The organism is Arcicella sp. BE140 (genome assembly GCF_031456255.1).
In the GTDB taxonomy this organism is placed as follows: Bacteria; Bacteroidota; Bacteroidia; order Cytophagales; family Spirosomataceae; genus Arcicella; species Arcicella aquatica.
In genome coordinates this window covers 207250-233428 of sequence record NZ_JAVDUE010000009.1, presented here as the reverse complement: position 1 = coordinate 233428, position 26179 = coordinate 207250, and the positions used below count along the sequence as shown (strand labels likewise).

The following is a 26179-nucleotide window of genomic DNA, read 5'->3' as shown; positions in this document are numbered from 1 at the left end:
AAAACCCCGAAAATTGCCAGTATTGACACTTTTTCGGGGTTGTTTTTTTGTAATATATTGATAATTAAATATTTACAACATTAAAGGAAAGCCTACGCTGATAAAGAATCATAGACTCTACGTAAATCAGCGGTATTTATCTATGCAATTTGCGAGGAAATTTTGCCTAAAAGTTGGTTAACCAACAAAACTACAGCATCCAAATTAAGACATTTCCCCTGCTATAGAATACTTCAAATTCTTCTTTTTTTCCGCAAAATAAGTGTTTTGTCCTAACACATACATCAACTTGGTAATAGCAGCTTCGGTGGTTAAATCTGCACCACTCACTACGCCAATTTCTTGTAAATACTGGCTAGTTTGATAATGTCCCTGTGTTACTCTGCCACCATTACATTGAGATACGTTATAAATAATAATTCCTTTGTCGATAAACTCTTTCATCAAGTCTAGAAACCATTGTACGGTTGGTGCATTGCCAGAACCAAAAGTCTCCATCACAACACCTTTTAGTCCCTCAATACCCAAAATACTCCTGACTACTTTTTCAGATATTCCTGGGAATATTTTCAAGATTACGACATTTTCATCCAAACAATCATGCACAATTAATTTAGCATTAGGATGATGATGCTTGATATAAGGCTTGTTATATTCAATCTTCACTCCTGCTTCTGCCAACACTGGATAATTCTCTGACTCAAAAGCATTGAATTGAACGCTCTCGTTTTTTCTAGCACGATTGCCCCTTAATAATATTGAATTAAAATATATACATACCTCTGAAATAACAGGAGCATTATTGATTCGGTCGGCTGCAATTTCAAGGGCTGTAATAAAATTCTCTTTCGCGTCTGTTCTAGCTACTCCAATAGGCAATTGAGCTCCTGTAAGAATAACAGGCTTATTGAGGTTTTCTAACAAATAACTCAAAGCAGACGCTGTATAAGCCATGGTGTCTGTTCCGTGGAGGATTACGAATGAGTCGTACTCATGATATTTTTCACCTATGATTTTGGCTAAAGTAATCCAAACCGCAGGATTCATGTTAGAAGAATCCAATAAAGTATCAAAAGTAAGTACTGAAATATCGAAATCTAAACGAGCCATTTCTGGTAAATTTTCAGGAATTTGGGCAAAATCAAATGGCACTAGTCCATCAGATTTAGCATCATATACCATTCCTAAAGTTCCTCCTGTATAAATAACGAGTACTTTTACATCGCCTTTACCACGAGTTTTCGTGTTGATTTTTATAATATTATACATGTTTGCTGAATGAATTATAAATGGTCAATATAAGTTTAATGCAATGAAGTTTTGTTTAATAAAATATCATTTATGATTAGCGGGTGACTTAAGTCACCCGTTATCATAAATGGTTTTGAAGATTATTCCGTTAAGCATAAACACTTATTAATTACATAAATTAATAGCATTTTTCGTAGTTTGCTCAATGACTGTTTCTACACTACAAGCCATCATATCTGCTACTTTTTGTGCGATAATTGTTAGGTACGATGGTTCGTTCCTTTTACCTCTGTAAGGTACAGGTGCTAAATAAGGGGCATCTGTTTCTAACACAATTGACGTTAAATCAATGTTAGGCAAAATTTTATCAAGTCCTCCGTTTTTAAAGGTAGCTACCCCTCCTATTCCCAAAAGGAACCCTAATTCTATGGCTTTTTGGGCTTCTTCTAATGTTCCTGTAAAACAGTGGAAAATTCCTTTCAGATTTGGGTCTGCATTTTTTTCAATCAATGCTACAGTTTCCCAAAAGGCATTTCTTGAATGAATATCAATCCATAAATTATGTTTTTTAGCTAATTGACATTGGTACAAAAAAGCCTCCTCTTGTTGTTTCACAAAGGTTTTATCCCAATATAAATCCATTCCAATTTCACCGATAGCAATAAATTGATATTTGTTCAACCATTCTTCTACAATGGCTAATTCTTTCTCAAAATCTTCTTTTACATAACATGGATGTAGCCCCATCATCGGAAAACATTGCGCTGGATATTGTTCTGCCAGCGCCATCATTCCTTGAATAGTTTCAGCAGCACAATTAGGCATCCAGATTTGCGAAACACCTGCTGAAAAGGCTTTTTCTAGCATTTGGTCACGGTCTTCTAAATAGGTTTCGTCATAAATATGTGCGTGAGTTTCAATGATTTGTAATGTTGATGATAAATTGTTCATTATATTGTTTTCTTGGGTTAGCGGTAGGCTATTAAGCTATGAGCTATGAGCTATGAGCTATGAGCATTTTGTCTTTGTAAAGAGCTTGTAATTTTATCACTAGCGGGGGAATTAATTCCTGACGATTACCAACATCTTTTAAAAATTTAAAATGATGATGTGAATATTGATAAAATTGGTTTAAATCGCCTTTCAAACCGAGCTTTGGTCACCTCATGACACAGCCCGACTACGTGAAACTCTTATTCCTAGCGAGGGACTTAAGTCCCTCGCTAGGAATAAATACATTGATTATCAGTTGTTTATATACTTATGAATAATCAATAGGTCTTAAGTCACCCCGCAAGTGATAAAAAAGGACATTTATTCTCAAAACACAGAGAAACCTATTTTAGGCAAACACAAAAGACAACTCAAAACTCATCACTCAAAAATAAGGACCTCCTTACTTATAAATTCTTCCTTTCCAATCTACCGCCACGGGTGAGTAATAAAATAGAATCATGGTTAATTGCCAACAATTTGCATAGATTTCATACAAAATTAAGTGTTTTATCAGGTGAAATCGCCTTAATTTCAAAATTGTTGGTAAAACTGTAAAACTTTGATTAAGCCATTTAATCAACCAAAGAATACCTGCTAGTTGCCAAGAAAAGGATAAACCCACAATTAGTAAAATTGGAAGTAATAAAGCTTGTAGAAAAAGTAATGTTACAATCCACCACGGACATTGCAAAGCCCCTACCATCCACCGTTTTCTTTGATGAAGAAATTCTTTCAAATTAATCATTGGGAGGGTCTGATTAAACACTTCTCGGTTAATCGTATTCTTAAACCCAAAACCTTTTTTTACTACTTCATGAAACAAAGCAAAGTCTTCAGTAATGGAAAAAGGAATTTTGGCATAACCTCCAGTAGCTTCGTAAGCTTTGCGAGTGACGGCTGAATTATTGCCCAAACCTGTTAATGGAATTTTTAAATCAGCGGCTATTTTTAATAATGTAAGCGCATGAAGCCAGTCGATAGACTGGAAATGATGCCATATACTGGTGCCTTTAATATCAGTAATTCCTACTTGATGTCCTATCTGTTCATTAGCTTCAAAATTAGCAATCATTCCTTCTACCCAATCGGGATTTACAGTCACATCAGCATCACAAATCAAGAAATATTTACCCGTTGAATACTCGTATAAATTTGCTAATACATTCGCTTTACCACGTTGGTGGTTAATTACCTTATGAATATCAACAAGTTGAAAATGAGGCTTCTCTTTGATGAAATCTTCAACCAGAACTTTGGTTTGGTCTTCAGATTGATCATTACCGATTAATACTTGCAGGTTTGCTATGGGATAATTGAGGTTTGCTATCGATTGAAGACATTTCAAAATAGTATCTTCTTCATTTCTGGCCGCAATCCAGACAGTTACATTTGGTCTTGAGGAAATCTTCATTCAGGAAAGGTAAATATGACATTCATTTTATAATGCCTTAAAAGTAAAACCTTTTTCTGAGAAATGTGATAATACTCTTGGCAAAGCATAAGACATATTTTTATTGGCTTTGATACTATCATGAAATAATACGATTGAACCGCTTTCAGTATACCGTATCGTTTTCTGCAAGACTTTATCTGGGGATAAATCCTTGGAAAAGTCACCTGAAAGCACGTCCCACATTATAATGTCGTGACTTGGTAAAATATCTGTTGCCTGACTTTTCTTGATGCGTCCATAAGGCGGACGGAATTTTTTCTTTGCCAACACCGTGTTTTGTGCCAAAGAATAATAGTCGTTTGTTTCAATAATGGTTTCGCATTCTTGAAAATTTTGGAAATAAAGTTCATCCTCCGTCTTCCAGCCTTTTAAATGATTGAAGGTATGATTGCCAATAGAATGTCCTTGGGCTACAACTTTTTTAAATACCTCGGGATGTTTTTTGATATTATCACCAATACAAAAAAATGTAGCTTCCGCCTGAAATTTAGCTAACTCATCCAATACAAATTCTGTTACCTCAGGAATAGGGCCATCGTCAAAAGTAAGATAAATTGCTTTTTCTGCATTCTTTACTTTCCAGACAAAATCTGGATAAAAAGCCCGCATCAAGAAATTGGTTTTATGGATAAACATGGGATTGTTTATTAGTTGTCAAGCAGAATATATGCAATTTAGGCATTTTATTGGTATTAGTATAAAGTAAAATCCCTCCTAAATAGCTTACAAGCCTTTAAGAGGGATTTGCAACAATAAGTAGTAAAATTAATTCGCCGAGTTATAATCGGTAATCATTTTAATCAAATCAATATTTTTAATTACGCCTTCTTTTACTTCAGCATTATTATATTCTTTATCCTGATATTTTTTAGAGACAGTTGCATTATCATTTATTAAAGCTTGTAAATCATTTAATTTACTAAACGCACCAATCATTATCGCTTCGTTAGTAGCACTTTTGCGTAAAAAATAAGAGTAACTATAAAAGTTTCCAGACTTAGTTTCTCCATTTTCTATCACTGAAGACGAATAATAAATATACATATATAAATTGATTTTCCCTTTTAATAAAGGTTGCATAAATTTCAGGCTCTTTCCACCTTTCACATCATTAAAGTCAACCTTCTCAAATAATTTATCATTTATTTGAAACCCAATACATTCTTTAGGTACCGACCTCATAATTTTTGAGCCTCCCTTTTCTATATAAACTACATCTCCATAACCAATCTCACGAATTGAAGTGCGTATATAGGTATCAAAAATCACCTCAATCTTAGAGGCATCTTTATTGATAATAAATCCCGGTATTTTAGTCTCAGACCAATTTACTTCCTTAAACGGTGTTTGTGCTTTACTGGTAAAAACAAATAAAATTAACAGAATGCATAAAATTGTATTAATCTTTTTCATAATAATTTTAATTAAGATGTAATTTAACGAGTAACATTTTGGTAATAGTAATGTGGAAGATTCATTGAGCGGCTAATCAAGAATTGACTCATCAAATCTAAACGACGCTTTTCTATCTCAGCAGAATCCATAAAGATTTTATTTAATAAATCCCATTTACGTTTATTATCTGCTTCAACTTGCCCGCTTGCTTGCTGAATTACCTGTAATGCCTCTGCCTTGCATGACGAAGATGGGTCAATCATAGCTATGATATTTAGTCCTTCTTCAAATTGACGATTCGCAATCTTTGCCTTCGCATTCAAAAGCATTTGATTACAATTTTGATTTTGATATAACTTAAATGCTTCTACTGCTTTAGTGTTTGCTTGTTGATAACAATCAACTTCAGAAGGAACGCTTAATAAACTAACCAAAGCCTCTTCGTATCTATTCATTTTCATCATTTGCTCAGCTTGAGTAATAATACTAGAACATCTTTGATTGTAATAAGTTATGGCTTTTTGCTTTGCTTTATCTAGAAACCCAACTACATTCGGTTCATCTAGTTTGGCATTCGAAATCATGTTGTTCAAAGCTAAATCATAAGTTTTCCCGCTCCCCTTCATTTTTTTTGTAATTGAAGAAAAGATTAACTTATTATCTATCTGTTTTACATACAAACTTAAGTCTGCTTCAACGACCGTAATATTTTGTACCCCAGCATTCACAGTTTGTTGATTATACAATTTGATGACAGGATATAACACTAAGTTATTTTGAATATTTAATGAAGCAATTCTATTCTGAGTTAGTACATCTATTAAATTATCATGCAATCTTCGGAGGTGGGTATTACTAAGCCCCCCATCTACTTCCTCAGGCATTACTAAGGCAAAACTGATATTATTAGATTGTCCAAAACCTGTTAATAAAGAACTTAAGAACAATACAATAAAATGAACAAATGAATTACTAAAGTATCTTTTCATAGTGATAGATGCACTTTTAAATTTTAAACAAATTGAACATTATTTAACAAAAGCTTTCAGTACGATTCCTTTGTCTATCCTATCTTTTATTTCTATACCACCTTCCTTTACTTCACAAATAGCAAAATTTTCATCCTCCACTTTTATCACTTCTACTTTCCCAATTTCCTTTTTCCTGATTAATTCATTGCCATCTACAACAACTTTTAAAAATTCAATGATTGATAATTCTTTTCTTGTGCTAAGACCAATACCAGAACCTCCAGCTATTAATATTTTAACAGCACCTTTCTTTTTATGTGTTTCTTGAACTTCTACGACAGATACCATCGTAGGAAAAACTCTTTTTATCCAGTTTTTCAATCCACAACTTAGATTAGTCATAGCATTACGCAATGCTTCATCAGTAGAATTACCATTTCCAGCAACATCACATGATGAATTCATTAATTGTTTAAAGAAACCTCCTTCAACAGATGCATTAGAAGAACCACGTCCAAACGTTTCTGCTTGAACTACTTCACTGGTTTCAACATCAATCAACTTAACAGACACCAAAATAGATGCTGAATACTGATATTTTTTAAATTCAACTGAATACGAACTTGTCGTAGCTACGCTTACTAACTGTCCTGTTACGATGTATTTTGCGCCTAATGTTTTACCTTGCTCTATTACTTTGCTATCAAGGAAATCTTCTGTTTTCTGAAGTTCCTGCTCAGCTTTAATAGCCTGAAGTTTTGTACGATCTACCACAGTGAATCTCCCTGCTTTTACAAATTCATTGGCTACAATTTCGTTAATTTGCTCAACATAGTTTCTCTCACGATAAGAAGGATATGTAAAATAGGTTATGCCAACAGTAATTTTTTCATTTTGAGCTACCAATGAAAATGTTGACAAAAACAATATTGAGAAAAGTATAATTTTATTCATAAGATATGCTAGACTTATTATTTGAATGTTATAAAGATGGTATTTCCTTTTATCAGTCGTTCAACTTTTAGTTTTTTGTCTGGTTTTTCTGAAGGAAACAACGTGTTACAAAATCTAAAAATATCAAGAGAATACCTTGTTGTAGTAAGCATTTTACCACTTGCATCTAATCTAGGTACTCTGATAACATCAAACAGTACTTTTAAATCTGTTACCCCCTGAATGTGATAATTTTTTGTATGTTCTGCAACCCATAATTCTAACGCATCTGAAAGTGGTAGCTTTTCGTTGGTTACTTCACTACTCATTTTTATATCAGCAGAAGCTGCTAAGTTAAACTCTAATGAAAGATATCGACCGTTTTCTATAATGTCAGTAAACTTTTGTTGCATCACATTCAGAAAATCTTCTATGACTGAGTCATTGGCTCTGGCAGCTAATTTCCCGATGTCTTGCGAGTAAAATTTACCTGAGAACCCTACTTTATTTGATAAAGTTGACGAGGTTGATGATTCATAAGAATTCAATATCAGTTTCACTTCATTCCCACTATTTGATTCGAGGAAGCTATATTCTACTTCCACACAAATATCAGCCCCAGACGATTGAATAATTTGAGTTTTCAAGTCACTTTGGGCTTCACTATTCAATACTTCATTCACTGCTAAATTTCTTACTTTCGACAAAAAGTCGATAGTAGAGTATCCTCTTTTATCAAAAGCCTCTTTCACTTTTGCCATTACTAACCTAGTATTCACATCATCTTCTACTAGCGTACGGATATTTTGTCCTTCTTTAAAAAATGGGAAAACCATAATCGTTGGTCTTACAATTACATTTTTTTCTGAACTAGGCGTTTCATTGGTTTTAACATCAGTCTTATTCTGAGCAAAACCAGCCATAGCAACAAAACTTAGGAATATTATTAAGCTTATTTTTTTACACATAGTCATCAGTGGAAAATTCTAGGGAATTAAACTTGGATATTTATTTTGATTAATATCCAAATTTTCTAATTACTTGATTTTGTTCCATGTAGCGTCTCAGTGCTGTATGGTTAACCGTAATGTTAAAATTAAGGACTCTGCCACCTCCCGTTACTCTTTGTTTTAGATATTCAAGCCTATCTACTCGAGTAATGAATTGATCATACTCTTTATTATTAAAGAATATTTTTAAAGCAGGATGGGTTTGCATTTCTGCTTTATTTTCAACCATTGGTAAACGATATGCCTCTGTAGAAGACGATGGAAGACCAACAAACAAAATGCTTTCAAACACTTTGGTTTTAGCATCTTGCTCTATTTCAGGAAGATTCTTACCAATTCCAGCCACATGGACTCTTATTAATCCTGTGTTCTCTTCTGAAACAAAACTAACCTGATTGGCATTTGGTTGCCTAACGACACACGACGAGATAAAAATTGTGAACGCCGAAAAAATGCAGAACCATTTTAACATATTATTATTGAGTTTGTAATAGTTTTAAAACAAATGATGGGTAGTTGCTTTTGTTGATACTTTCTACTAATGCAGTATTAGTGGGTTCTTTAATCAAGTTTTTATCACTTTGAAAAAGAGGCGAATAAACACTAATTAATTGGTTAAAATCTCCTATTAATTCTTCAGATAATTTAGAACTTCCAGCTATAGCTTTTAACTTACTAAAGCCTTCTTTTGCTAATTCATAGGCCTGATTGTTACAATTCTCTTCCTTGAAAAATCCATAAGTGCCATAGTTCAACATTTTTTGTACCTCGGCCAGAGACATTAGTATATTCTTTTTATCCTGATTCTTGTTCAACACTAAGTCTAGACAATCATATGTCATATCTTTTAATATCTTATTAGGTTCAACCAGTAAGCTCTGCATTTTTACAGGGTTTGATGTAATCATAAGAGCAGCCATGACATCTTTAGATGTTAAATCACCATACATATTTAGCAATGATTTCATTTTGTTTGAAGATTGTTTATCAAGACTTCCTCCGACACTATTGAATTGCTTTTGAAAACTTTCTACTTGTGTTTTCATAAAAAGAGAGGAATTAATAGAACAACCATTAATACTTAACGATTTGCTAATTAATTGGTAATTCACTAACGATTCGTTCATACTAATTATCAAATCAGCAAGCGGCTTATCGAAAACTATAGCAGTTTTTTTACTACCAATTTTACCGATTATTCCACCGATGGCATTGACAGTCTTATCTAAATCTACCATGCCTGATCTAGCTACAGCCTGCTGAGAAACCGCTACATCTCTAGTGGCTTGTTCTTGAATTGCTTTATCTCGTAAGGCACCTAATCGTGTATTCTCTTCTTCTACTTGAAATGGCGTTAAAGGAGGTGCAACAGCATTAGTCACATCACGAACATAGTGAGCACTCTTTATTGGACCAGACAATATTTTTTTCATTCTTTCACTATTCAATTTAATATCCTTAGCATCTGACTTATCGTAGTCATTAGCTACAAGTCCATCGCAACAACGAATAGCATTATCAAAGTCTTCTAACCAATAATAAATAGTTGCCATGTTAAACCATGCAGCATATCTTAATTTACGCTCAGGTTTTTCGTCTTTGGTATATTTCACTAGGATACCCTCGAAATATTCAATGGCTGGTTTTACCTTCTCCAAGCTTAAAGGTTTTGCGCTGGTCATTTCATCCATTGCAGTTTTTACATCGCTACATACCTTTTTGAACTGTTCATTTTCGGGATGTTTAGGAGAATCTGTTGACCAAAGAACGTCATTATATGTACGAGGTACATAGCCTATTTCATAATTTAATCTTCCTTCAAAAGTTGAGAGTTTTTCAGATATAAAGCTTCCAAGCAAACCTCTTTTAATAGTTGTACCATTCTCTTTCCAATAGTTTTCTAAGGCGGTAGAAGTGCTATAAGATGACGACTCGTACGTTTTAGCACTAGCTCCTTCGGTTAATGAACCATCTTTAACAATTACACCATTCAAATCGGTAATGGTATATTTCATCGGAACCAAATACTTGAAAGTCAATTTGTAAGAAATAGAAATTGTTTCTTTTCCATCCTTGTCTTTTGATTTATCCTCTTTCTTAACTACTTCAAGTTTACCCATATCATATCCATCAATTTGTACTTTGATAGATAGGTGCCCGCCCGTAGCAACTCTTTTAAAGCCACTTATCTTAAAATAAATAGATTCTAAATCACTTTCGCGATTTGTGTATCCAGCATCATTTAAATTAATACCATTCGCAATAAACTTTGTGGAAAAGGTAGTAAAATCCTCAGGAAACGGGTTGGTAGGAAGTTGAAGGTATGATACTTTGATAGAATATTTATCTAAATCAATTTTTTGGGCAGCTAGTAAATTTGAACAAAATAATAATACTAATAGGGAATAAAGTTTTCTCATGCGGGTAGTTTATTAATTAATTAATAATGTATTTAGGGCAAAACTAAACGAAAAAAATGCAAAAAAAGTATACGTATGTACTTTTTTTAAAAAATATTATTTATTTATTTTTACTGAGGAATTATCTTTATTTAAGCATAAAAAGTTAACAAAATAATTACAATATAATTTTTCATTTTATCTTCTCATTCTTCTTCTTCTGCAACTTAATCATTGCCTTCCCAAAGCGTTTTCCATACATTTCAGCAGATGGAGCATCAAAGTGTATCGTATCACCTTTATGAACTAATCCTTTTGAATAAACCAAAGCCGTATTAGAAATGGTAGAAGGTATTGTTTTTAATACTTCATGATTAAATTGAACATATTCAGGTCTGTATTGTCCTAATTCGCCTAGAATAACGGGGAGTTTTGGATTATTTACCAATACTCTTATTGAATCTATCATCGTCTTGAATTTGACATCATAGTTTTCTGATTTTTTAGGACTAGCATCTGATTCTCCTTGTAGCCAAATAATGCCTTTTATTACCCCATACTGCATGGCTTCTTTTATCCGACGAACAGCATCATCAAATGGATGTGTTTTTGTACTAGCGTCATAAGCATTCGGTTTCCACAAATTGATTGATGTTCCACCTACTGCGGCAGGAACTAACCCAATCTTTTTAGTTTTTTTAGCTGCTAAAATAGTCAAAGCAAATTGTAATCCAGGGCCAACTCCTACTATTGGGGGTTTATCAAAATGAAGTGGATGTTTGGCAATAGTCCAAGTATTATCCTTGGTCAATACAAATATATTGGGGTTAGCTTCTTTCTGATATTCCTCTGTTATTTTACCTCTCCCAGCCATATTCGACTGTCCCATTAAAATATAAATATCAAAATTTGAATCTACTTGTTCGGGAACTTGTCCGAAAGTTTGGGTAATAAAAACAAGACTGATTACTAGTAAGAAAGCTATATTTTTCATCGTGAGTTTATTTAACAATATATTTTTATCCTATCTTTCAAAGCTATTCTTCAATTTTTTCTACTGCAATTTTCTCCCCTTCCAACGATACCCTTTGCCTTGTGCTAACAGTCCAAAAAAGACTACATAAAATGGATAGATTAATTGCACAATTGGGATATAAATGATTTTATTTCGATATCCTAGAAACGTAATTACTAATGATAAAAAGAAAAACTCAGCAGAAAATTTCAGCACTAAAATACCTATCCCCAAATATTTATTTATCAAATAATAGGCGATTAATACGCTAAGATTAGCCAAGAAAATAAAGATAGCCAAAGCACTTACCTGCCAATTATCGTAATGTTTCCATTTACTTGCCCAACGTCGTCTTTGTTGGTAAAAGTGAGATAAATTCTCTTGCGACGTAGTTCTTACTATTGCATCGACATCCATATTAAAAAATACTTTATCGGGGTATTTTTTGGCAATTTTATGCATCAAAAATTCGTCATCACCCGAAGCCACCATTTCATTGCCTGCAAAACCATTTACTTCTTCAAATACTTCACGTGTATATGCCAAGTTGGCACCATTGCACATATTGGGCTTTTTCAGATACATCGCACAAGCTCCTGAGCCTATCAAACTAGCAAACTCTATGATTTGAATCGTATTCCAGAAGGTATTTTTTTCTGTAAAGGTGACAGGTGAACTGATTAACTTAGCTTGTTTTGTTTCATAAAACTGCTGAATTGAACTGAGCCACTCACGTGATACAGAACAATCGCCATCAGTGGTAATTAATAATTCTCCCGAAGATATTTCTATGCTCTTTTGAATGGCTCTCTTTTTGGGAGAAGCACTACTATTATTCAATAGGTTTAACACTTTGAGTTCGTAATAAGCTATTTCTTGAAATGCTAATACGATGTTTTCAGTATCATCTGTTGAACCATCATTGGCAATAATCACTTCAAAGTTTTCAAAAGGATAAGTCTGTTGATTAAGGTCTTGAAGTAGTTGTAAAATATTATTGGCCTCGTTTCTTACAGGCACAATCACAGTGAGTTTGGTATCTCTCTGAACAGGCGGTATTTTATGTTTTGCCCTCATTTCTTTCCAAACTACAATTAACACTAGATTGAAAATAAAGTAAAAGGCGGTAGTCATCAAGATAATAAATAACAGCATAATTATGTGGTGGTTGATTAATCGATAAAAATTAACGAATCTTCGTTTTCAATAATAAAATACTTCCTACTAATACAGGAAACAAAATATTGATAAACCAAAGTACAAAAGTGGCGGTAATAACGGCCGCATGATTTACTTGGTAAAAACCAAAAAAATAAATAGCAGAAAATTCTCGAATCCCTAAATCGCCTATAAAATTAATAGCTGGGACAATGGTTTTAACGAGAAAAATTAAACATGAGATTGTCCATAAATCTATCATATTCAACTTGACTTCAAAAATCAATAGTACCAATACAAATTGTAGCGAGATAGTAAAATAACGCAATAGTCCCCATAGAAAAATCTTTCTTACCTCCTCATTACTAAAATGCTCTAGGATTTTCACACTATGAGCAAACTTTTTCAAATAAGGTATTTTTAATACAAAAAGATAAAATAAATGTCGTTTTAAATAAGCAAAAAAGCCCAAAGACAAGCTCAATATTAATACAACCATAATGATGCCATTGATACCTACAATAATTTGGTTATTAGTAATCACAAAATACCCAAAAGATAACGTGCCAAACAGCAAAGAGATATAAAATTGTATTCCATTGCCCAACAGAATAGCGCCTATACTTTCTGTTCTTTTTTGTTGTTTAAACTTCCACATCCTTCCTGCATAATCTCCTAAGTTCGCTGGAGTAATAAATCCTAAAGACAACCCCATCAATACTCCCTTGAAAGCTTCTTTTAGCGAAATCTCCTCAACTTTCAGTGCTAATTGTTGCCATTTCTTGGCTTCAAACCCCCAATTAAAAAAGATTAGTAGTATTAACAAAAGTCCTTTCCACAGATTCTTTACAACAAAAGCTTTTTGGCATTCCAATAGCAAACTATCAATATTTTGCTGTTTCTGAACAAAAGCCTTGTATAGCATCCAGACAATCACGACGAAAAGCAAAGTTTTGAACAGTGAAAATAGTTTTTCAGATAAAATGCTTGTTTTCGGATTTGTTTCGTTGGTATTTTGCATGAAAAGATAAAGCAGAGACGGAAATTTTTGTGCTAAGAAATGGTAAATAATACAGAAAAAATAATTTTAGGCGTCGACCCAGGTACTCGTTTTATGGGTTATGGGGTAATATTGGTTCAACGCAATGAAATAAAAGTTTTACAATATGGCGTTATCAATGTTAGCAAATATAGCACGCAGGAAATTAAGTTAAAGAAAATATATGAACGAATCATCTCAGTGATTGAAGAATTCATGCCTGATGAGATGGCTATTGAAGCACCTTTTTTTGGAAAGAATGTACAATCGATGCTAAAGTTGGGCAGAGCCCAAGGGGTAGTCATGGCGGCGGCGCTATCTCGGGAGATACCAATTGTAGAATATTCTCCCAAGACAGTAAAACAATCGGTAACTGGCAATGGTAATGCTTCCAAAGAACAAGTAGCCCATATGCTAGACCAGTTGCTAAAAATGAAACTAGATGCCAAAATGTTTGATGCCACCGATGCACTGGGCATTGCGGTTTGCCATCACTTTCACGGTAATAGCATCATGGCAACGAACAAAGGTACTAAAAAAGGTTGGGGAGCATTCGTGAATGAAAATCCTGAAAGAATTAAATAGGGTTTTATTAGCTATGAGCTTTGAGTGGTGAGCTTTGAGCAGTCCGCTACTTCAGTATAAAACTCTGATATACAACATTTTGCTTTATATAGACTACTTAAAACATCAACGCTTTATTTAATTTGAATAATCTCAAACTAACTTATTAGATGAAAACTTGTGCTCTACAGCTCTTTACTGTTTTTTTGTTGTGTTTATTAAGGCTGAATGTTCTTGATGCTCAAATCTCCAATAAACGGGGTATCAGTACCATCAGTATTCATCCTTCGGCTACATTATTTACCTTTGGGTTACCACAAAGTAATACTATTTCAAATGGCCATCAGCAAGGAGCATTTTCTTATACACCTTTTCCATTTACTGCGCTGCCTATTAATTCTAGCGTTAATAAAGATGGTAAAACAACCCTATATGGATTGATTGGTTCTTTTGATTTAGGCATTAACTATGCTAAGCTTTTACGCAATAACAGAATTTTTAAAACAGAAATTGGTGCATATTATACGTGCGCTCCAAGTAGCTATTCAATTAAAGACCCCTATCATTTCGTCATAAATAACAAAGAATCAAGTATTTGGCAAAACACCATTAGTTATTCTGGTTTTTCTGCAAGCTTGACCTATACTTCCAAGTCGAGAGGAAGAAGGGCGCTCGGAGAAGTAAGAAATTATTTGGAAGTAGGTGCCAGAACGATGAATTTCCTTACTCAATCTGCCAAAGAAAGCGAAGATTGGGTAGCTAATGGACAAGGATTTAGGATAGAAAGTAAGGTTGTGAATCAGCAATCAAATATGTTTTTTTTTGAAATTGGTAAAACCTATTGGCGACCTGCCAATGATATGCGTTCTTTGAATATGGGCATCAGAGTGGGTATTCCCTTACAACATCTGGTATCGAATACTTATTCGGGCATTACTAATAATCAAGTGGTCGCTTCAACTTCAGCCTTAGAAAGCGGTGCCTACATCGGTTTTCAAATTTCTTATAATCTACCTATCAAAACTATCTCAAAACCATATTTAGGTCGGAAAGCCGATAAAATTTACTGCGAAATGGAGCGAAAAGTAAAAATAAAGCATCATTTTAAAGTAGGTAATGAACTATTAAACATCGAACTTTTTGACCATGAAAACGAAGATGGAGACATCGTTTCTGTTTGTTTCAATGGACAGTATATCCTTGAAAAACATTTACTTACGAAGCAATCTAAGATTGTAACTTTGAGAATCAACCCTAACCAGAAAAATATTTTAACAGTTTTTGCCAATAATACGGGTAGCGAAGGGGCCAATACTACCGCCATTCGATTTACTGTTAATGGTAAAAAAGAAGAGATTATTCTATATGCCGACAAGAAAGAATCTGAAGGTATTTCATTTGAGTTATGATATAACAGTTGATTGAATTTTGTCCTTTCTTTCCGCTCCTTCATTGCTAGTCAATCTATAAAATACCGTTGAGTTTTAAAATTATTGTTTATTTTTGTTATAATGATATTCAACCTTTATAAATACATTATTTTTAAAACCAAATCAGGTACTTACCGAACAATATGAACTTACAATATTTAGCTGACCATACAGGCAGTATTACGGGTGTTTTCATTCCAATCCAAGAATGGGATATCATTCGTGAAAAGTTACATTTGCCTGACGAATCAAAAGCTTTGCATCGACAAGAATTATTGGAAGCATTTGAGGAAGTAAAACTTATTAGAGAAGGGAAAATTTCAAAACCAAACTTAACTGATTTTTTAAATGAGCTTTGAAATAATTCCTATTCTACCTTTTCAAAGACAGGCAAAAAGGCTTATTAAGAAATTCCCATCTCTCAAAAATGAATTAATAAGTTTTATAGAAAGCTTAAAAGATAACCCTCAACAAGGTACTCCATTAGGTAATGATTGTTATAAAATTAGACTTTCAATTGCTAGTAAAAACAAAGGGAAATCTGGTGGAGCAAGAGTTCTTACTTGTGTATATGTAGCTGACAAGGAACTGTATTTACTTTCAATTTATGATAAGTCGGAAAGATCATCTCTGAATGATAATGAAATCAAAGAGCTTATTAAAATAGTACAAGATATTAAAGAGTGAACTTACTTTCTCTACAATCCCTCACAAAACATACCGCTCCTGAAAAACTTTGATAGGCTCAATGGCACTCTGAACAAAATGTTTGATGTACTCATCAGTTTGTTCATCATATATATTTTGTGGCGTGTCTATCTTCAAGATTTTCCCTTGATGCATAATCGCAATTTTATCCGCTACCAAAAAAGCATCTAATAAGTCGTGCGTTACTAATACACAAGCAATCAGCTCTTTTTTAATAATCTCAACAATTTTTGACCTCAATTTTGTACGATTAATCGAGTCTAAATTGCTGAAAGGTTCGTCCAATAGCAAAGCTAAGGGTTCTTCAGCAATAGCACGCGCAATAGCAGTTCTTTGCTTTTCTCCGCCCGAAACTTCCCTTGGTTTTTTATCTTTTACCGCTGTAATACCACAAAGTTCTAATAATTCTTTCACTCTTTCTTTTCGATATTCAGGGGTATAATGAGTAAGAGCAAGGTCTATATTTTCCCAAATTTTGTGCTCAGGTTTTAATCTATAATCTTGCGGAACAAGTTTGATATTAGGGAAGTCTCTGATTAATCTATTAAAATATAAATTGAGTGCCTCGTTATTTAACCATAATTTTCCTTCATCAGGCATTATATTTCCTGAAATGATGTTTAAAAAAGTAGTTTTTCCTGAACCGCTCTCTCCTACAATTGCTAAAATTTCACCTGCTTGTACTTCTACTGAAACATTATCGACAACTGTTTTATCATCATATTTTTTAACTATATTTTCTAGTTTTAACATCCTTAATTCCACAAGATTTACTAAAGTAAATCATTTAAATTTGTATTCTTCCCAATAATAAGTTTTTGTTGAAGGCCTTGACAATTCTATCAAAAAGTAGTCTTGCAGTCGATATATCTTTTTAATATCGTTGTCTGAAATGGCTAGTTTTTTCGGAGAAACTGTTGAAATAATATAACTATAAGGCTTATTTTGATTATAAACATCCTTTATTTCCTTAGAATAATAAATGTATTCAAAGGTATTCTTTCCTTGATTAGTTTGAGGGAGTTTCCAAAAAGGATAGACCAACATCGTATGACTTTTGTAGACTATACCAATGGTTTTATCTCCTCCGTTCTTATCTAGTATCTCAGCAATTTTAACTAAGTCATTATTTTGAGATACATTCCCAAAGAAATACTTATCAAATCTAGTTCCTGTAAAAACAGTCAGCATGTCTTCATTATAGAATCCAGCATCTGCCAATATCTGGTTGATGGTTATTTTAGTTGAATAACTTTGACCTCCATCCAATGTCCAAACCTTATTATCTTTGGTATGGTAAAATTTTAAAATAACTGGGTTTTTCAGTATCGCAGGAATATGATTATCGAGCTCTATTGGTACATAACCCAACGTTTTTTTCACTAGATACCTTACTGGTAATATTGTTTTTTTAGGATTTACATATACATAGGGTAAAGCCAATAACACTAATAGGAATACACTACTCAGATAGAGAACGGTAGATTTCAGGAAATTTCTGAATAATAATACTAAAAATGGAGCAGAAGCTAAGAAAAATGAAATTTGAGTTCTTGAATGAAACCATTGCCATTTGAAAATAGCAGAATAAATAAGAAGTCCTACAAATAATAGGATAGCATAAGAAACCATTACACCATAATACTTCTGAGATTTCTGGAACGATTTTCTAAAAAAACTCAAGCCTAACAATACAAACCCAAAGGTGATTATCCAAAAATGAAAAAAGTTTCCTGAACGATCTTCTGTCAAGGTAAACACTGCTTGATATTCACCTAATGAACTGTTTAGATCTCCAGACGAATAATGCAAAAGCTCATGTGCTTTCTCAACGATATTTTTGATTTGCTGATTATAACTAGTAATAGGTAGCCCTAAATGTATCCCCGCATTTTTTATCATTGTAGATAATGTTGCCTCTATAGAAATATGTTCTACAGTGTAGGCATTACCAGCATAAAACGTTGATGTAGGCAATGGCGATAAAATACTGCCAAATGTTTGATAGTTTCTGTAAAAAAAAGGAAAAAATACCAAACAGAATAGAAAAATAGCAAATAACCCAACTTTTATAGCACTAAATAAACCTGCATTCTTGATAATACTAATGGTTAACCATACACAAAATGGAACAGCAAATAGAAAAGCGGTATATTTAGTAAATCCGCCTAAAATAATTGATGTAACACACCAAAAAATCAATGACCATTCTAATTTTTTATGCTGAATTAATAGTAGACAAAAATATAGGAAGTTTAAAAAGAAATATGCTGACAGATAATCATTTTGAGTTGTAGTGCTTTCTAGAATACCTATCGGTAAAGTAATACAAAAAATAAAGACAAAGACTTTGCTTCTTAAATCAACACCAAAAATGCCTGTTATTAAAACCACTGTCAAGGCACTTCCCAACATCGAAAAGTATTGAATTACATTAACAAACAAATCAGAATCACTTAATAGAATGGTGGTAAGCAACCAGTATTCCGACAAGACATTATAAAAAAGTTGAAATTGAAATTGGGTCTGATAAAACTTTACATTCTTATTTTGTATCCAAAACTGTACTCTCGTAAGATGATAAGTCATAGAGTCCATATTGTTTGGAGGACAATATATACTTAAAAAAAGTAATGGAATTAGCATCAATAATATAACAGCATACAAAATCACTTTACTTTCTTTGTCTCTAACCCTAAAAAGGTCATTAAACGTAACAATATATTTCTTAAACTGCTGTTGAAAAATATTAAGCGAATAAACCCTAAAGACCAATAAAATAGCTAAAACTAACCAAGCTATTTTAATAAATTGAGAAGTAAGAATATCAAAAAATGAAGATACTTCAACACTTAAAATTACAAAAGCGGAAAGTAAAATTACCGATTTCAAAATCGGCAAAAACAATGACTCAATTCTGCTAGTAGTGGAGGAAGTATTGTAGTTTAAAAAAGTTAGCAATAAAAAACAAATAACTAGTAAAAGTATAGGCATTGGTTATAAATTATTTGATGTGGTAAACATTTTGAAACCTCTTTCATAAGAAAGTTCTCAAAATTACAGAAAAACTCATCAAAGAATTCTAAATCAATGCCTTTTAAATCTGTTATTATTCCCGAAATGTTTGTCAACAATAAATTTTATCTACAATTTGTCACGTTTAAAGACCGTCCTTAATTCTTTCCCAACTGATTTTTCGGTATTCTTTCAACAAAAGTAAAGCAATGATTAACAATATGGGCGTTAATGCTATTAGCCCATAAGTCGTTTTTGCAATGAAAAAATGTAAAAAACCTAAGATTGGTGCCACAAAAAACAAGAATAAAAACTTCATCCATTGACTCCCTTTTACCTTTCCATTCACCACTTCAATTGAAAATGGTAATGAAAACTCGCCTCCAAACACATTTAAACTAATAAAGAGCAGTGTACTTGCCATAGCAAAAAGAATATCGTCGATCATACCAAAGCCAGACTTATACATCACAACAGCGCCGATAATAATATATACGGGAATGCCGACTTTCACTAAAACAGCTTTTAGACCACCCAACAAAATCTCTCCTGGTTGAACTAGTGGAGCCACTCGATATGCCCAAGCAGCCTTCCAATCATCAGAAATATAGATTTGCTGTGAAAAAATCCAGATAATAAACATGGCATAATATAATACCATCAATACATTAAAAGCTTCTTTGTCAGTTTGAGTAAAAAAATTGTACATAAAATAAATCAACATCCCAAAAATCGGATAGGCACGCACTTTAAACTTTCGGTCGCGTGCAGTAATAATCCAGACTAATTCAAAAGCTGATTTTTCTAAGGTAGTTTTCGTAAAAACATTTGAAAGTATATGCAACAAATTATTTTTGGGAGCAGCCCGTTGTCGCTCATCCTCGATGATTGATGGCGTGCCTAAACCAGACAAACTTTTGGCAAATAATGGCGACAAATAATTATTCATAACATACAAAGCCGCAAAAGGAACTATCAAGACCAAGACCGAGAAAATGATATAAGGCAACTCGAAGTGTTTTTCAATAAAAGCCTCCATTACGCCTGCAAACCACGCTGGAGGGATTATGTAGTGCCACCATTTAATGACAATTTCTTGGGTTGATGTACCGATTAGCTTATCAGTTCGTGCGATAAACTGATACCCTACTGCCAAGAATACTGAAAAGGCAATTTGCGCATACCCAATAATATCTTTTAGTTTTTCTTCAGATACCACTTTGGTAAGTAATAAGTAAAGAATGCTCGTTAGAAAAATAGTTATCAAGCATAATAGAACCACACAGCCTATAAAAAGTATGCCCGCCTGCCAACCGAATTTATAGGCCGTAAAAATGATTGACCCAAAGGAATTGGCTAAGGTTAATGCTCCTAAAAAAACAATAATATGAATTAAACGAGCCATCCAAATCACTTTGCCATCCACTGGCCTTGGCAATAGAATAATATTATCGCTTGTATCAAAAAGTACTTCGGCAAAATCAGAAATCATATTAAAAGCCACCATAAACATGATGAAAGCAAAACTCAGCATCATTACTAAATATACTGGCTGTTTAATAAAAAGTATCATTAAACCATATAGCAAGCTAAAAAATGCTTGAAGCAATAATGATTTCAAGAACGTATTGCTTTGCTCCTTTTTTTGCTGTTGGTTTCTTTGTAATCCATGTACTCTACGGTTTTCAGCAATAAGCTTTACCTCCACGATGGCTCTTAAAGTAGGGTAATCAACAGACAACCATTTAAAAAGCCATTGGAGTTTATCGAGAATGCGAAGAATAAACTTTGTCATAATTATTGAGAGGATAAAGCTTGAATAAAATCATCAGCACGGGTTTGGTTTTCTTCATTGGCACCTGTCAAGCTACCAAAGACACTTTCTAATGAAAGCTTAGAACCCTGAGCTTTTAAATCTTGAAAAGTACCATTAGCCACCACTTCGCCTTTATTGATAATCACGATACGGTCGGATAGTTTTTCAACAACATCCATAATATGTGAAGAATATAGAATAGTCTTTCCAGCTTCTTTTAGTTTTGCCAAAATTTCTTTCACCAAAATTACAGCATTGGCATCCAGTCCAGAAAGAGGTTCATCTAAGAAAATAATTTCAGGATTATGAATTAAGCCCGAAATCAACAATACTTTTTGGCGCATTCCTTTTGAAAAAGTACTCATCCTTGTATCTATCACATCACTCAGTCCAAACAAACCAAGTAATTCTTTGGCACGTTTTTCTATCTGCGCATCTTCAAGGTGATACAACCTACCTATAAAAAGTAAATACTCCATCGGTGTTAAGACTTCATAAAGCATCGCATTTTCGGGTACATAGCCAATACGTTTTTTGACTTCCATGGCATCTTTAGTAACATCATAGCCCAGAATAGACACTTCGCCCGAAAAATCCCCCAGTATGCCAATCAAAATTTTTAGCGTAGTACTTTTTCCAGCACCATTTGGCCCAATATAACCAATGATTTCGCCTTTATAAATGTCAAGATTAATACCTTTTAATACCTGTTGATCGCCATAGCTCTTCTGTAGGTTCTTAATTGAAATTACTGGTGAGCGTTCTTCCATTTTTTGTTTTGGTTTAATTTTTGTTTAAAAATAAAATATAACTAGAACAGTATAGAACATTTATATTTTTTTCTATATTTTTGTGTAAGGTAATCAAAAAAAATTACCCAATAATCTCAATAAATACAAACTTCGACTATGTTACTTTTAGGTTTAGATTTAGGTACCTCATCCATTAAAGCATCTGTTGTGGATGGTTCAACAGGCAAATTAGTTGCCTCAGCACAATATCCTGATACAGAAAATACGATTTCTTCTCCGCATGATGGCTGGGCAGAACAAGACCCTGAAATGTGGTGGACCTGTGTTCAATTAGCAATCCAAAGATGTAATTCATCTGGTAAATATAATCCTAAAGATATTCAAGCGGTCGGTATAGCGTATCAAATGCATGGATTGGTAATTGTTGATAGAAACCTGAATGTTTTAAGACCATCAATTATCTGGTGCGATAGCCGTGCTGTCGAAATAGGCAATAAAGCTTTTGATAAAATTGGTCATGAAAAAAGTTTGGCTAATTTACTTAACTCTCCAGGAAACTTTACTGCTTCTAAATTGGCTTGGGTCAAAGAAAATGAACCGAGAATATATGGCTCAATTTATAAAATTATGCTTCCTGGTGATTTTATTGCGATGAAACTTACAGGCGAAATCACTACCTCAAACTCTGCTCTTTCAGAAGGTATCTTTTGGGATTTCCAAACAAATGGCGTTTCAGAAGACGTGATGAAATGTTATGGTTTTCCTTCAACTATTTTACCTGATATTCGTCCCTTATTTTCAAATCATGGTGAGATAAAAAGTTCTGTTGCAGACACTTTAGGCTTACAAGCGGGTATTCCTGTGACTTATAAAGCGGGCGACCAACCTAATAATGCTCTTTCATTGAATGTATTAGACCCCGGAGAAGTAGCCGCAACAGCAGGAACATCGGGCGTAATTTATTCTGTTTCAGATAAAGTGAGCTATGACCCAAAATCAAGGGTAAATACTTTTGCCCATGTAAACCATGAATTGAATGGTGCCAATCGATTAGGGACGCTTTTGTGTATCAATGGTACAGGTATTCTGAACCGTTGGGTTCGTGATAATGTAGCTAGTGGATTAAGCTATCAGGCAATGAATTCCCTTGCTGCTGGCGTTAGTGAAGGAGCCGATGGACTTAGAGTTTTACCTTTTGGAAATGGTGCTGAAAGAGTATTAGAAAATAAGGTGATTGGTGCTACTTTTCAACGTTTGAATCTTAATGCGCACACCAATGCACACATTATTCGTGCTGCCCAAGAAGGTATCGCTTATTCTTTGAAATATGGAATGGATATTATGGCAGAAAATGGCACATCTCCTTCTGTCATTAGAGCAGGTAAGGCTAATATGTTTTTAAGTGAGGTTTTCTCACAATCATTAGTAAATGTTACAGGCGTTGCCGTTGAATTATACGATACTGATGGTGCAAAAGGTGCTGCATTGGGTTCAGGTATCGGCGTGAAATATTTTGCTCAACCTAAAGATGCCTTCGTTAATATGGAAAAAATTGGGGTGATTGAACCTGATACTTCAAAAGCCAATGCTTACAAAGAAATATATCAAGACTGGAAAAGTATTCTTGATAATCAGCTGAAAAATAACAGCCTTTAGACTTTCTTGATTAGATTATTGAAGACACGTGATTATCTTTGTTTAATAAATCACGTGTCTTCAAATGAAAAAAAATCTCCTATTAGTTATTCTACTCCTCTTTGTAAGTTTTCAAATGCACTCACAAAGAGTTTACTCCGTCGTATTTAATCAACTACCTAGTGATTCTCAAATCTACCAACGTAACGATAATAAAGAAGCAACTGTCGATATTTCAGGAATTATTGAAATTGCAGGTTGGGATTATATGTCTGTATTAGTATCAAGAAATTCAGAAAAATTTCAATATAAACGCTCCATCTTTCGATACAACGATAAAGGTATTGGCACTTTTTCCTTAACTCCTACCATTAAAGCTGAATTAGCAGATTATAATTTTGAAATATATGCTTGCAAAGGCTTGGACTCAATTTTAATGGTATCACGGAAAAATATTTCAGCAGGTGAAGTATTTCTCATCAATGGACAATCTAATGGAGCCGCTTATAATGTTAATTACTTCCCCTACTCTTTCACCAATAAATATTGTAGAACGTTTGGTTTACCACAGTATGGTAAGGCATATACAGAAGCAGATATACTTTGGACACAATCTGATTATTCCGTCGGTACTTGGGGATTAGAACTTCAAAGGTTATTCCTTGAAAAATATAAAATGCCAAGCTGTATCATCAACGGTTCTGTGCATGGCACACAAATAGACCTCCACCAAAGGAATGATTCTAACCCCACTAATATCTATTCAATCTATGGTAGATTATTATATAGAGCTCAAAAAGCACACGTTGATAAAAACTTTAGGGCCTTGTTTTTTTGGCAAGGGGAAAATGATATTGCCGAAAACGAACCTGAAAACTGGCCTACCAAATTTGACAAACTTTTTAATAGTTGGAGACAAGATTACGCTAATCTCAACAAGTATTACATATTCCAGATAAACTCAATTGCCTATAAAAAATACGGCTCAGGTACATTAAGGGATTATCAAAGAAAAATTCAGGAAAAATACGCTCCTTTCATTGAAAGCATTGCCACTGTGGGTAACAATGGTTATGATGGAGCTCATTATACGAACGAAGGATATATTCAATTTGCCAATGAAATTTTCAGAAGATTAGAAAGGGATTTCTATGGAGTGAAATTCGTTGAAAGTGTCTCTTCTCCAAGTATAAAAAAGATATTTTATACGACAGACAAAAAAAATGAAATTGCCCTAGTATTTGATGAAGATCAAAAAATGCTGTGGAAAAATGACACTTTATTAACGAATAATGATGGCTCTTTAGTAACTCAATACATGAAAAACTATTTCCTACTAGATAATAAATTAGGTGAAGTAGTTTCGGGGAAAGCAGATAAAAATAAAATTATACTTACTCTAAAATCTAATTCTACAGCGACTAAACTAACTTATTTACTTCCATATTTCCCTTACGATGACACTGAAAAACGAGGTTTTTTCGGGGGGCCTTACCTTCAAAATAATCTTGGTGTGAAAGCATTAACATTTCAAGATGTTAAGATTGAAGACAAGGACCCTGATGCCCCTACAAAATTACCTAATCCTCAGCTTGTAGCCGTACCTGTTTTTTATAATAAAGTCAACTTGTCTTGGCAAAGTATATTGGGTGCAACAAAGTATGTTTTAGAGAGACAAGAACAAGACAAACCTATCCAAATTATTAAGACACTTGATAATACTGTTAACTCATATACTGATAGTACTCTCAATCAAAATACTTCATATACTTATAGAATTCAAGCACTCAATGAAACCATATCATCTGATTATGCTATTATTGCAATCAAAACTCCTTCAATGCTTGAAAAGCCTATACTAAATATTGAAATCATATCTACCTCAGTGCTTAAAATCAAATGGAATACTATTAGTAATGCTACGTCTTATATATTAGAACGAAAATCTGGTGCTGATACTGATTTTATTGTAATACAAACATTGGCCAATAATGTTTCGGAGTTTACAGATACTAATCTAAAAGCCAACACTTTATATTCATATCGAATAAAAGCCTTTGGTGATAAAACAGCTTCACAAGAAACTATTAGTAATGCTCAAACGCCTATTATATTGGCTATGCCCAATTTGAAAGCCTTAGAGATTACTCACGAGAGTATTCAATTACAATGGGAACAAATAGCATTAGCAAGTAAATATATATTAGAAAGAAAAACAATTGGAGATACTGATTTTAAAAAAATATTTGAATCAGAAAACCTATTAACATTTACAGATGCTAAACTTAAAGATAACCAAAATTATCTTTACAGATTAAAGGCAATCAATGCTTTTTCGGAATCGCAATTCTCTACTATTGAACTCAAAACAAATGCAATTCTAGCGATTGATTCACAAGAAAAAAACTTAATCAAAATTTATCCAAATCCTGTCAATAGTATTTTACAAATTCAATTACCTAAGACAAACAATTACATTGTATCAATCTTAGATTTTTTAGGAAATAAAGTATTTGAAAAAACTATATTGAATCAAAATTTATTTTCTTTGGATTTATCGACCCTGAAAAAAGGGCTTTATCTTGTGATAATCAACAATAATCAAGAGATTTACAGTAGTAAATTTATTTTAGAATAAC

Annotated in this window: 23 protein-coding genes; 6 read left to right on the top strand and 17 right to left on the bottom strand. The window is 33.3% G+C overall.

Translation table 11 applies throughout. The annotated features are described in order from the left end of the window. Positions 1-204: 204 nt before the first annotated feature. The 13 genes from J2Y60_RS14555 to J2Y60_RS14495 form a co-directional block, all read right to left on the bottom strand. Entirely contained in the window at positions 205-1269 is a 1065-nt protein-coding gene (locus J2Y60_RS14555) for an asparaginase (protein ID WP_309919119.1), read from the bottom strand. A 147-nt stretch (positions 1270-1416) separates the two neighbouring features. Next, complete coding sequence (locus tag J2Y60_RS14550; RefSeq protein WP_309919116.1) at positions 1417-2202, bottom strand: TatD family hydrolase; 786 nt, start codon at positions 2200-2202, stop codon at positions 1417-1419. A gap of 445 nt (positions 2203-2647) precedes the next feature. Continuing rightward, entirely contained in the window at positions 2648-3658 is a 1011-nt protein-coding gene (locus J2Y60_RS14545; RefSeq protein ID WP_309919113.1) for a glycosyltransferase, read from the bottom strand. A 27-nt stretch (positions 3659-3685) separates the two neighbouring features. Continuing rightward, positions 3686-4336, bottom strand: coding sequence for a polysaccharide deacetylase family protein (locus J2Y60_RS14540; protein WP_309919109.1), 651 nt, complete (start codon positions 4334-4336; stop codon positions 3686-3688). 129 nt (positions 4337-4465) lie between these two features. Next, positions 4466-5113, bottom strand: a complete 648-nt coding sequence (locus J2Y60_RS14535; RefSeq protein ID WP_309919106.1) for a hypothetical protein — start codon at positions 5111-5113, stop codon at positions 4466-4468. 23 nt (positions 5114-5136) lie between these two features. Then, positions 5137-6084, bottom strand: coding sequence for a hypothetical protein (locus J2Y60_RS14530; RefSeq protein WP_309919103.1), 948 nt, complete (start codon positions 6082-6084; stop codon positions 5137-5139). Positions 6085-6123: 39 nt separating this feature from the next. After that, complete coding sequence (locus J2Y60_RS14525; RefSeq protein WP_309919101.1) at positions 6124-7020, bottom strand: CsgG/HfaB family protein; 897 nt, start codon at positions 7018-7020, stop codon at positions 6124-6126. 17 nt (positions 7021-7037) lie between these two features. After that, positions 7038-7967, bottom strand: a complete 930-nt coding sequence (locus tag J2Y60_RS14520; RefSeq protein WP_309959179.1) for a DUF6175 family protein — start codon at positions 7965-7967, stop codon at positions 7038-7040. 49 nt (positions 7968-8016) lie between these two features. Further along, positions 8017-8481, bottom strand: a complete 465-nt coding sequence (locus J2Y60_RS14515) for a hypothetical protein (RefSeq protein ID WP_309919096.1) — start codon at positions 8479-8481, stop codon at positions 8017-8019. Positions 8482-8485: 4 nt separating this feature from the next. Next, positions 8486-10429 carry a tetratricopeptide repeat protein gene (locus J2Y60_RS14510; protein ID WP_309919093.1) on the bottom strand — a complete coding sequence of 648 codons (1944 nt, stop codon included), beginning with the start codon at positions 10427-10429 and terminating at the stop codon, positions 8486-8488. A 172-nt stretch (positions 10430-10601) separates the two neighbouring features. Beyond that, positions 10602-11402, bottom strand: a complete 801-nt coding sequence (locus tag J2Y60_RS14505; protein WP_309919090.1) for a sialate O-acetylesterase — start codon at positions 11400-11402, stop codon at positions 10602-10604. 60 nt (positions 11403-11462) lie between these two features. Then, positions 11463-12578, bottom strand: coding sequence for a glycosyltransferase (locus J2Y60_RS14500; protein ID WP_309919088.1), 1116 nt, complete (start codon positions 12576-12578; stop codon positions 11463-11465). A 31-nt stretch (positions 12579-12609) separates the two neighbouring features. After that, entirely contained in the window at positions 12610-13602 is a 993-nt protein-coding gene (locus J2Y60_RS14495; protein ID WP_309919085.1) for a lysylphosphatidylglycerol synthase domain-containing protein, read from the bottom strand. Positions 13603-13641: 39 nt separating this feature from the next. Between J2Y60_RS14495 and ruvC the strand changes: the two genes are divergently transcribed. The 4 genes from ruvC (at position 13642) to J2Y60_RS14475 (ending at position 16301) form a co-directional block, all read left to right on the top strand. Continuing rightward, the gene (gene ruvC / locus J2Y60_RS14490; protein ID WP_309919081.1) at positions 13642-14205 is read left to right on the top strand and encodes a crossover junction endodeoxyribonuclease RuvC; all 564 of its coding nucleotides are present in this window, start codon (positions 13642-13644) and stop codon (positions 14203-14205) included. A gap of 149 nt (positions 14206-14354) precedes the next feature. Then, entirely contained in the window at positions 14355-15593 is a 1239-nt protein-coding gene (locus J2Y60_RS14485; protein WP_309919078.1) for a hypothetical protein, read from the top strand. Positions 15594-15757: 164 nt separating this feature from the next. Beyond that, on the top strand, positions 15758-15973 hold the full coding sequence (locus tag J2Y60_RS14480) for a hypothetical protein (protein ID WP_309919075.1): 216 nt from the start codon (positions 15758-15760) through the stop codon (positions 15971-15973). After that, positions 15963-16301 (top strand): type II toxin-antitoxin system RelE/ParE family toxin, encoded by a 339-nt coding sequence (locus J2Y60_RS14475; protein WP_309919072.1) that lies wholly within the window; start codon positions 15963-15965, stop codon positions 16299-16301. The genes J2Y60_RS14480 and J2Y60_RS14475 overlap by 11 nt, the downstream gene beginning before the upstream one ends. 21 nt (positions 16302-16322) lie before the next feature. Here J2Y60_RS14475 and J2Y60_RS14470 read toward each other — a convergent pair whose 3' ends face one another. From J2Y60_RS14470 to J2Y60_RS14455, 4 genes are all read right to left on the bottom strand, one after another. Beyond that, the gene (locus J2Y60_RS14470; protein WP_309919069.1) at positions 16323-17075 is read right to left on the bottom strand and encodes an ATP-binding cassette domain-containing protein; all 753 of its coding nucleotides are present in this window, start codon (positions 17073-17075) and stop codon (positions 16323-16325) included. Between the two features lie 30 nt (positions 17076-17105). Beyond that, entirely contained in the window at positions 17106-19316 is a 2211-nt protein-coding gene (locus J2Y60_RS14465) for a hypothetical protein (protein WP_309959175.1), read from the bottom strand. A 166-nt stretch (positions 19317-19482) separates the two neighbouring features. Next, positions 19483-21132: a hypothetical protein gene (locus J2Y60_RS14460; RefSeq protein WP_309919063.1), complete on the bottom strand. Its 1650-nt coding sequence runs from the start codon at positions 21130-21132 to the stop codon at positions 19483-19485. Between the two features lie 2 nt (positions 21133-21134). Then, positions 21135-21923, bottom strand: a complete 789-nt coding sequence (locus J2Y60_RS14455; protein WP_309919061.1) for an ABC transporter ATP-binding protein — start codon at positions 21921-21923, stop codon at positions 21135-21137. 138 nt (positions 21924-22061) lie between these two features. Between J2Y60_RS14455 and J2Y60_RS14450 the strand changes: the two genes are divergently transcribed. Continuing rightward, positions 22062-23561, top strand: a complete 1500-nt coding sequence (locus J2Y60_RS14450) for an FGGY family carbohydrate kinase (RefSeq protein WP_309919058.1) — start codon at positions 22062-22064, stop codon at positions 23559-23561. Positions 23562-23625: 64 nt separating this feature from the next. After that, positions 23626-26178 carry a T9SS type A sorting domain-containing protein gene (locus tag J2Y60_RS14445; protein WP_309919055.1) on the top strand — a complete coding sequence of 851 codons (2553 nt, stop codon included), beginning with the start codon at positions 23626-23628 and terminating at the stop codon, positions 26176-26178. The last annotated feature ends 1 nt before the right edge of the window (position 26179 follow it).

Coding starts and splice junctions, on each gene's coding strand:
- J2Y60_RS14480 (WP_309919075.1), top strand. CDS start 15,758: ATGAACTTACAATATTTAGCTGACCATACAGGCAGTATTACGGGTGTT.
- J2Y60_RS14525 (WP_309919101.1), bottom strand. CDS start 7,020: ATGAATAAAATTATACTTTTCTCAATATTGTTTTTGTCAACATTTTCA.
- J2Y60_RS14555 (WP_309919119.1), bottom strand. CDS start 1,269: ATGTATAATATTATAAAAATCAACACGAAAACTCGTGGTAAAGGCGAT.
- ruvC (WP_309919081.1), top strand. CDS start 13,642: ATGGTAAATAATACAGAAAAAATAATTTTAGGCGTCGACCCAGGTACT.
- J2Y60_RS14535 (WP_309919106.1), bottom strand. CDS start 5,113: ATGAAAAAGATTAATACAATTTTATGCATTCTGTTAATTTTATTTGTT.
- J2Y60_RS14540 (WP_309919109.1), bottom strand. CDS start 4,336: ATGTTTATCCATAAAACCAATTTCTTGATGCGGGCTTTTTATCCAGAT.
- J2Y60_RS14530 (WP_309919103.1), bottom strand. CDS start 6,084: ATGAAAAGATACTTTAGTAATTCATTTGTTCATTTTATTGTATTGTTC.
- J2Y60_RS14450 (WP_309919058.1), top strand. CDS start 22,062: ATGTTACTTTTAGGTTTAGATTTAGGTACCTCATCCATTAAAGCATCT.
- J2Y60_RS14455 (WP_309919061.1), bottom strand. CDS start 21,923: ATGGAAGAACGCTCACCAGTAATTTCAATTAAGAACCTACAGAAGAGC.
- J2Y60_RS14510 (WP_309919093.1), bottom strand. CDS start 10,429: ATGAGAAAACTTTATTCCCTATTAGTATTATTATTTTGTTCAAATTTA.
- J2Y60_RS14445 (WP_309919055.1), top strand. CDS start 23,626: ATGAAAAAAAATCTCCTATTAGTTATTCTACTCCTCTTTGTAAGTTTT.
- J2Y60_RS14495 (WP_309919085.1), bottom strand. CDS start 13,602: ATGCAAAATACCAACGAAACAAATCCGAAAACAAGCATTTTATCTGAA.
- J2Y60_RS14485 (WP_309919078.1), top strand. CDS start 14,355: ATGAAAACTTGTGCTCTACAGCTCTTTACTGTTTTTTTGTTGTGTTTA.
- J2Y60_RS14500 (WP_309919088.1), bottom strand. CDS start 12,578: ATGCTGTTATTTATTATCTTGATGACTACCGCCTTTTACTTTATTTTC.
- J2Y60_RS14505 (WP_309919090.1), bottom strand. CDS start 11,402: ATGAAAAATATAGCTTTCTTACTAGTAATCAGTCTTGTTTTTATTACC.
- J2Y60_RS14475 (WP_309919072.1), top strand. CDS start 15,963: ATGAGCTTTGAAATAATTCCTATTCTACCTTTTCAAAGACAGGCAAAA.
- J2Y60_RS14515 (WP_309919096.1), bottom strand. CDS start 8,481: ATGTTAAAATGGTTCTGCATTTTTTCGGCGTTCACAATTTTTATCTCG.
- J2Y60_RS14520 (WP_309959179.1), bottom strand. CDS start 7,967: ATGTGTAAAAAAATAAGCTTAATAATATTCCTAAGTTTTGTTGCTATG.
- J2Y60_RS14465 (WP_309959175.1), bottom strand. CDS start 19,316: ATGCCTATACTTTTACTAGTTATTTGTTTTTTATTGCTAACTTTTTTA.
- J2Y60_RS14550 (WP_309919116.1), bottom strand. CDS start 2,202: ATGAACAATTTATCATCAACATTACAAATCATTGAAACTCACGCACAT.
- J2Y60_RS14470 (WP_309919069.1), bottom strand. CDS start 17,075: ATGTTAAAACTAGAAAATATAGTTAAAAAATATGATGATAAAACAGTT.
- J2Y60_RS14545 (WP_309919113.1), bottom strand. CDS start 3,658: ATGAAGATTTCCTCAAGACCAAATGTAACTGTCTGGATTGCGGCCAGA.
- J2Y60_RS14460 (WP_309919063.1), bottom strand. CDS start 21,132: ATGACAAAGTTTATTCTTCGCATTCTCGATAAACTCCAATGGCTTTTT.